The organism is Fretibacterium sp. OH1220_COT-178 (assembly GCF_003860125.1).
Classification (GTDB): Bacteria; Synergistota; Synergistia; order Synergistales; family Aminobacteriaceae; genus CAJPSE01.
In genome coordinates, this window is record NZ_RQYL01000045.1 from 1 (window position 1) to 6,925 (window position 6,925).

6 protein-coding genes and 1 pseudogene are annotated in these 6,925 nt (G+C 61.1%); 6 read left to right on the plus strand and 1 reads right to left on the minus strand.

What is annotated here, in order from left to right:
* Positions 1-238 precede the first annotated feature (238 nt).
* A complete protein-coding gene (locus tag EII26_RS12510) occupies positions 239-1,159 on the minus strand; it encodes a LysR family transcriptional regulator (RefSeq protein WP_124889492.1) in 921 nt (306 codons plus the stop codon).
* Positions 1,160-1,382: 223 nt separating this feature from the next.
* Here EII26_RS12510 and EII26_RS12515 point away from each other — a divergent pair, with 223 nt between their 5' ends.
* From EII26_RS12515 to EII26_RS12540, 6 genes and pseudogenes are all read left to right on the plus strand, one after another.
* The gene (locus EII26_RS12515; protein WP_124889493.1) at positions 1,383-2,588 is read left to right on the plus strand and encodes a M20/M25/M40 family metallo-hydrolase; all 1,206 of its coding nucleotides are present in this window, start codon (positions 1,383-1,385) and stop codon (positions 2,586-2,588) included.
* Between the two features lie 56 nt (positions 2,589-2,644).
* Positions 2,645-3,901 (plus strand): serine hydroxymethyltransferase, encoded by a 1,257-nt coding sequence (locus tag EII26_RS12520; protein WP_124889494.1) that lies wholly within the window; start codon positions 2,645-2,647, stop codon positions 3,899-3,901.
* A 19-nt stretch (positions 3,902-3,920) separates the two neighbouring features.
* Positions 3,921-4,784: an alpha/beta hydrolase family protein gene (locus EII26_RS12525; RefSeq protein ID WP_158612341.1), complete on the plus strand. Its 864-nt coding sequence runs from the start codon at positions 3,921-3,923 to the stop codon at positions 4,782-4,784.
* Positions 4,785-4,849: 65 nt separating this feature from the next.
* The gene (locus tag EII26_RS12530; RefSeq protein WP_124889496.1) at positions 4,850-6,286 is read left to right on the plus strand and encodes an alanine/glycine:cation symporter family protein; all 1,437 of its coding nucleotides are present in this window, start codon (positions 4,850-4,852) and stop codon (positions 6,284-6,286) included.
* Positions 6,287-6,338: 52 nt separating this feature from the next.
* A complete protein-coding gene (locus EII26_RS13505) occupies positions 6,339-6,590 on the plus strand; it encodes a hypothetical protein (protein WP_233572752.1) in 252 nt (83 codons plus the stop codon).
* A 142-nt stretch (positions 6,591-6,732) separates the two neighbouring features.
* Positions 6,733-6,925 (plus strand): annotated as a pseudogene (locus EII26_RS12540) (ABC transporter substrate-binding protein); the annotation flags it as partial.

A 6,925-nucleotide genomic window follows, 5' to 3' on the forward strand; every position in this document is an offset into this window, starting at 1 on the left:
GCTGGGAGCGCCGAGCCCGCCAAGATCCGCGACGCGCTCGAGCAGACGAAGGATCTGCCGACGGTGACGGGTATGACGACGATGAACGAGACCCACGACGCGGAGAAGGAGCTGGGGATCGTCGAGATCCGGGAGGGCAAGAAGGTCTTCCTGGGCACCATCAAGCCGGAGGTCTGATCCCGGCCAGGCCGGCGCCACGTTCGAGGGGGAAGGGGGGAAAGCCCTCCTTCCCCCTTTCTCATGACGTCCTGGACCTTCCGAAAAACTCGGCCGCGATCTTTTCGATGCGTCGGACCATTTCCCAGCCCGCGAAGGACAGCCCCATCGATTGGCGGTAGACGAGCTGCATCTCCCAGCGGATTCCGCTCAGCCCTTCCAAAGCGGCCGTGCCGAGTCTTTCCCTTGTCATGGAGTCGGAAATGGAGCTTTTTCCGGCGATGGTCACGTACTCCCCCAGGGCGACCAGCTGCAGGGCCGTGTGCGTCGAGTCGACCTTCAGGTCGAACTGGGCCCGAACCTGATGGCGCAGGAAATAGTCCTCCAAAAGCAGGGCCAGGGGGTGGTTGTCGGTGTAGTGCACGAAAGAACAGTTCTTCAGTTCCGCCGGGTCGATCTCGCGATCCTCCCAGGGGTGCGTTTTGGGGACGACGAGGATCAAGGGCTCCAGTCCCAGGAGGCGCACCGTGAGGTCCGGGTCGTGCGAAACGCCCAGAGATTTTCCTGTCAGGGCAAACTCGATGTCGCCGTTCTTAAGGGCCTCGATCAGCATGTCCGGGTTTCCGGTCCTGACCGAGAGCGTGATCTGGGGAAATTCGGATCGAAAATCATCGATCACTGCCGGCAGAATGCCCTCCACAAAATGATGGCTGGCCCCGATGGACAGCGAGCCGCTGCGCAGCGTCTGCATGTCGCGGAAGGTGCCGGGAATGGCCTCGCTGAGTTTCAGCAGCTCGCTGCCCAACGTGTAGAGGGCCCGCCCCTCCGGCGTGGGGACGACGCCGCGTCCGCTGCGCTTGAAGAGCTTAACTCCGTGCCTTTTCTCAAGCGCGGCAACATGCTGGCTGACCGAGGGCTGCGACAGCCCCAGAAGATCCGCAGCCCTGCGGAACGACCCCTCCTCCATGATGGTACAGAAAAGCTTGATCTGCCTCAGGTACATGCCTCGCTCCTCCTGTTTGGGGCTGCGCCGTCTCCGGTCCCCCAACCCCGATATAACCCTCAATAACGTTTTACTAATTAAACCATAAAAAATTTTTATGCATAGGTGTTTTTTATTTTTTTATTAATTTTTGATGCGTTGATTTTTATGATTGTTGCGCTAGCATGAAGATATCCCATACGATTTTCCGGCGGAGCTTTGCGATTGAAGGCGGGGTCTGGATATGTTGGACGGCAAACGCACGGAGCAGCTGATCTATCTTTGCCGGGAGTTTGTAAGGACTCCCAGCCCTTCCGGAAACGAGGAACGCATGGCCCGGAGCGTCAAGGCCAGCGCCAGGGCCCTGGGGTACGATCAGGTCGACGTCGACCATTACGGCAACGTCCTGATGCGCATGCGCTTTTCCGAGGGAGGCCCCAGGCTCTTGTTCCACGCACAGATGGATCATGTCCCCCCGGGGGACAGCGCGAAATGGTCCTTCTATCCCTATGGTGCCGCCGTCAGCCGCAAGCGCATCTATGGCAGCGGCACCATGGACCAGAAGGGCAATCTTGCGGCCATGATCCTGGCCGGCGCTTTTCTCAAAGAGGATTTTCCAAAGAAGGACCTGAGGGGAGAGCTCGTCGTCGCTGCGGCAGTCCAGCAGGAGTGCTTCGACGTGCTGGCCGCACGTTCGATAGCCAGCGGGACGAAGCCGGATGCGGTCGTCCTGGGCGATGCCTCGAACCTCGAGGTGGTCAGGGGACAGCCTGGGCGGGCGAAGATAGCGCTTCGCACGGAGGGACGGATGGCGCATGCCCTCTCCCCCGCCTATGGCGTCAACGCCGCGGAGAAGATGTTGGAGGTGCTGCAGGCGATAAGGGAACAGTACGTCCCCCCGAAGGATACCTTCATAGGAGAGGGGGCCCTGACCCTGACGGAGGTGGCGACCGGGCTCGATTCCCTCGAAAAGGTGATCCCCACCTGGTGTTCCGCGACTCTGGTCAAGCGCATGGTCGTGGGGGAGAGCCGGGACGATTGCCTCGCACAGATCGAGCACACCCTGGCGCCGCTGAGAAAGAGGGACGAGGCCCTGAACCTGACTTTGTCCTTTGCCACCACGGAAGGACGCTGCTACACCGGTGTGGTTCTTGCCACCGAGCAGTTCGTCCCGTCGTGGGTCCTGCCGGCCGATCACCCCTTCCTGGCCGGGGTGAGGAGGTGGCTGCAGCGAGGCGGGCTCGAGGGGACCCTTTCCGCCGGGCCGGGCTTCGGGACCAGCGGGGCCCTCTACGGCGGAGAACGGCGTATCCCAACCCTCATTTTCGGCGCCGGAAGGCCGGAACTGGCCCACCGGGTCGACGAATACATCGACATCGATCAAATGCGCCAGGCCTGCGTGGGGTACCGGCTCATCGCCTCCGGATTTCTGGACTCTTCCGGGCGGTAACGGCATAGGAACGCATTGCTTTTTCATTCTTTTGGGGAAGGAAAGGGGCTGTTGTGATGAGACTCAAGGCAACACGGCGATCGGATCCCGAGCTCTACGGTCTTGTCGAGGAGGAGCTGGAGAGGCAGCAAAACAACATCGAAATGATCGCGTCGGAGAGTACGGCCTGCGAGGAACTGTTGGAGCTCTCGGGCTGTGTCTTCATGAACAAGACCACCGAGGGATACCCCGGAGCACGTTTTCAGGCGGGGTCACAGGTTGCGGACAAGATGGAGCGCCTCGGAATCGAACGCGCCAGGGCCCTTTATGGTGCCGAACACGCCAACCTTCAGCCCTACTCCGGCTCGGCGGCGAACTATGGCGTCTACGCCGCAGTGCTCCAGCCGGGCGACTGCGTCCTGGGCATGAGGCTGGATCACGGCGGCCACCTCACCCACGGCTCTCCCGCCAACTTCATGAGCAAGTTCTACCGGTTCGTCTCCTACGGGCTGAATGCGGAAACGGAGCTCATCGACTACGACGAACTCGAGAGCCTGGCCCGGGAGCATCGGCCGAAGCTGATCATCGCCGGGGGCAGCGCCTATCCCCGTCTCATCGATTACGAGCGTATCGCGGACATCGCCCACTCGGTCGGCGGCCTGCTGATGGTGGACATGGCGCACATATCCGGGCTGGTGGCGGCCAAGGTCATTCCCAGTCCCGTTCCCCACGCCGATTTTGTCACCTCCTCGGCCAGCAAGACGCTCTGCGGCCCAAGGGGAGGTCTGATCCTCTGCAAAGCCGCCCATGCCAAGGCGCTGGACCGAGGGGTCTTTCCGGGCTCGGTCAGCTCCATCCACCTGAATGTGATGGCCGCCAAGGCCTGGCTGTTCAAACATGCGGGCACGGAGGCGTTTCGAAGCACGATGCTCCAGGTGGTGGCGAATGCGCGGGCCCTGGCGGATGTCCTGGGACAAAACGGATTTCGTATCGTCAGCGGCGGAACGGACAACCACATCGTGCTGGTGGACCTGCGGCCCAAAAAGATAACGGGCAAGGTCTTCCAGGATGCGCTTGAGACCGTCGGCATCACCGTCAACAAGAACATGATTCCCTCGGACCCCGAGAAGCCGTCCGTGACGAGCGGCGTGAGGATAGGCGCGACGGCCGTGACCCAGCGGGGCCTGCGGGAGCCCGAGATCGAGCGCATCGCCGCGATCATGACCCGCGTCGCCGCCTCTCCCGAGGATCGTTCCACTCTGGAAAGCTGCAAGGAGGAGGCCCTGTCGCTCATCTCCCGTTTCCCTCTGTATCCCGAAGTTCCCCTTGCGTAAAGCGTCGGAAAAGGAGGTCGTGACCTTGGTTCTGAATCCGGATCGTCTGCGCTGTGACCAACCGTGGGGAGACAGTCCCCATCGTCCAGGCTCCGACGCTTTTTTTCTGAGGGGCTCCCAAGGGCGCCTGTTTGCTCACCTCTACCGGGCGGGAGGTGCCGGGGTACACCCCACGGTCCTGTTGCTTCATGGTTTTCCGGGCAACGAGAGAAACTTCGACCTGGCCCAGGATCTCAGGAGGGTGGGGTTTCACGTCCTGACGTTTCATTATGCCGGCAGCTGGGGCAGCGAGGGAGTTTTTTCCTTCGCCCAAGTGCTGGAGGATTCCGAGTGCGCCGTTGACTTCCTGGAGAGTCGGGAGGCGCAGGAGCGCCACGGAATCGATGGAAACCGCCTCTTTGTCGTGGGGCACAGCATGGGGGGATTCGCGGCCCTGCATACGGCAGCCAAACGAAAAAGCCTGAGTGCCGCTGTCGCAATGGCTCCTTACGATTTCGGCCAAATGGGCCTTCTGGCGCGCCGAGAGGCGGGGGCCCGGTCCGATCTGGAGTGCCTGCTGGCCGACGGAGCGCCCTGGCTCAATGGGGCCGAGCCGGAGCGCCTGGGTGCGGAGCTCGATTCCTGCGGCGAGTCGTACTGCCTGATCGGCCTGGCGGAGCTTCTTGCAAAGAAGCCGCTGCTGATCGTCGGCGCCGGGGGGGACGATTGCGCCCGTCCTCCCATTCATTGCAGACCGCTCGTGGAGGCGCTCGAGGCCCTGAAGGCCCCGGTGGAATACAAAGAAATGCCCACCGACCACGTCTTTTCGGATATGAGGCTTTCCCTGTCCGAGTGCGTGGCCGCCTGGCTGGCGGATCGGGCACAGGCCGGATCGAGGACTTGAGGGATTCGGAGGGGACCTTCGAACGTCCCCTTCGGGAACGTTCGGAAAAATAAGGAGGAAACGGCATGTTCGAACTTCTCAGCTCGTTTGTTACCGCGATGAACAACCTGGTGTGGAGCACTCCGATGATCCTTCTCTGCGTGGGGGCCGGGATCTTTTTCACTTTGAGGATGGGCTTCCTCCAGATTCGTCACTTTCCGGAGATGTGGCGCCTGCTGATGGAATCGGACCGCTCGGAGAGCGGGGTGACCCCTTTTCAGGCTTTCGCCACGACGGTAGGGGGACGTGTCGGCGTCGGCAGTATCGGAGGCGTGGCGACGGCCATTTGCCTGGGAGGTCCGGGAGCGATTTTCTGGATGTGGGCGATCGCATTGCTGGGCATGTCCACAGCCTTTGTGGAATCCGCTTTGGGCCAGGCGTACAAGACGAAAGTCTACGGCGAGTATGTGGGAGGACCGCAGTACTACATCGAGCGGGCCCTCGGCTGGAAGGGATACGGCATGGCCTACGCCGTTGTGGCCTTTCTGGCTCTTGGCGTTCTTTGTCCCGGCGCTCAGACCTATTCCATCGTGACGTCCATGCAGAGCGCGTTCGGGATCGACGTCTTCGTTACCGGTGGGGTCGTCTGTTTTCTGCTGGCTTTGATCATCTTCGGCGGGATCAAGCGGATCGGCAAAACGGCGGAGGTGTTGGCCCCCTTTATGTCCATGGCCTTCATTCTCATGGCGCTGTTGGTCTGCGCGCTCAATTTCGACCGAATTCCGTCCATGATCGCCCTCATTTTCAAGTCGGCCTTCGGGGCCGAGCAGGCTTTTTCCGGCATTGTCGGCTCGGCGATCAGCTGGGGCGTGAAGCGGGGCATCTTCTCCAACGAGGCCGGGGATGGTACGGGGGCGTTGGTGTCCTCGGCTGCGGTGGGGTCGCATCCTGCGAAACAGGGGCTCATTCAGGCTCTCTCCATCTTCATCACCACGATCGTCGTGGGAACGGCCACGTCCTTCATGATCCTGGTTACGGGGGCCTACAACGTCTCCGACGGGGCGGGCGGGATGATCGTGGAAAATCTGCCCGGGATCGAGTACGGGATCCTCTACACGCAGGAGGCCATCAACCGTTCTCTGGGCGGATTCGGCAACGTATTTGTCGCCGTATCCGTCTTCCTCTTCGCCTTCACTTCCCTGATGGCTTTTTGCTACATGGCGGAGAGCAATATGTCCTATATTTTCCCCAACAGCAAGGCGGGGCGCTTCGTGACGCGCATCCTGTTCCTGATTTTTACGTTCTTCGGAGTGGTGAACACCGGGGAGATGATATGGACCTGGGGAGACCTGGGAGTGGGCATGATGGTCTGGCTGAACGTCATCGCCATCCTGTTGCTCTCGAACCAGGGTGTCAAGATCCTCAGGGACTATGAGGACCAAAAACGGCGCGGACTGGATCCCGTATTCGATCCCGCGCTGTTGGGCATCCGCAATGACGATGGAATATGGAATGAGCGGTAGAGCGGATTCTTGACTTTTGCAGGAGCCCCTCGGGGCGAAGGGAGTTGAGAGCATGTCCGACGGCATGTTGCAGTTCGACTTCATGGGGGAGGCCTTGATGGCGGCGGTCGACGCGATCTTCGTCAAGACCACCGGCAAGGGAGGGCACGGAGCCCTGCCCCACAGGGATATCGATCCCATTGTGGCGGCCTCGTCGGTCGTGATGAACGTCCAGACGATCGTCAGCGTCTTCGTCTTCATCGGGACCTTCGTGGGCTCCGCCGTTATCGCTCATGTGATCCTGAAAGCGCAGGGAATCATTTAGTCCTCTTCTCCAAACGGAATGAGCTGCGCGTCGTTTTTCTTTGGCAGGCCAGGTTTGCCGTTTTTTGAACGCATCCGGGGTTTAGGGAACGGATCGTTGGGCTGGAAGGAGGATCTGGAGAATGCGTAGGGTATCGTTGGTTATGCTGCTTGTTTTTGCGCTTGCGGGTGCGGCGTTCGCCGCGGACGACGTGATCAGGATCGGCGTCTACAACTGCCTGACCGGCCAGAACGCCTACGGCGGCCAGCTGGAGCTCGAGGGCACGCAGCTGGCGCACAAGGAGATCCCGGAGGTCCTGGGCAGGAAGGTGGAGCTCGTGGTGGTGGACAACAAGT

Coding starts and splice junctions, on each gene's coding strand:
- EII26_RS12510 (WP_124889492.1), bottom strand. CDS start 1,159: ATGTACCTGAGGCAGATCAAGCTTTTCTGTACCATCATGGAGGAGGGG.
- EII26_RS12515 (WP_124889493.1), top strand. CDS start 1,383: ATGTTGGACGGCAAACGCACGGAGCAGCTGATCTATCTTTGCCGGGAG.
- EII26_RS12520 (WP_124889494.1), top strand. CDS start 2,645: ATGAGACTCAAGGCAACACGGCGATCGGATCCCGAGCTCTACGGTCTT.
- EII26_RS12530 (WP_124889496.1), top strand. CDS start 4,850: ATGTTCGAACTTCTCAGCTCGTTTGTTACCGCGATGAACAACCTGGTG.
- EII26_RS13505 (WP_233572752.1), top strand. CDS start 6,339: ATGTCCGACGGCATGTTGCAGTTCGACTTCATGGGGGAGGCCTTGATG.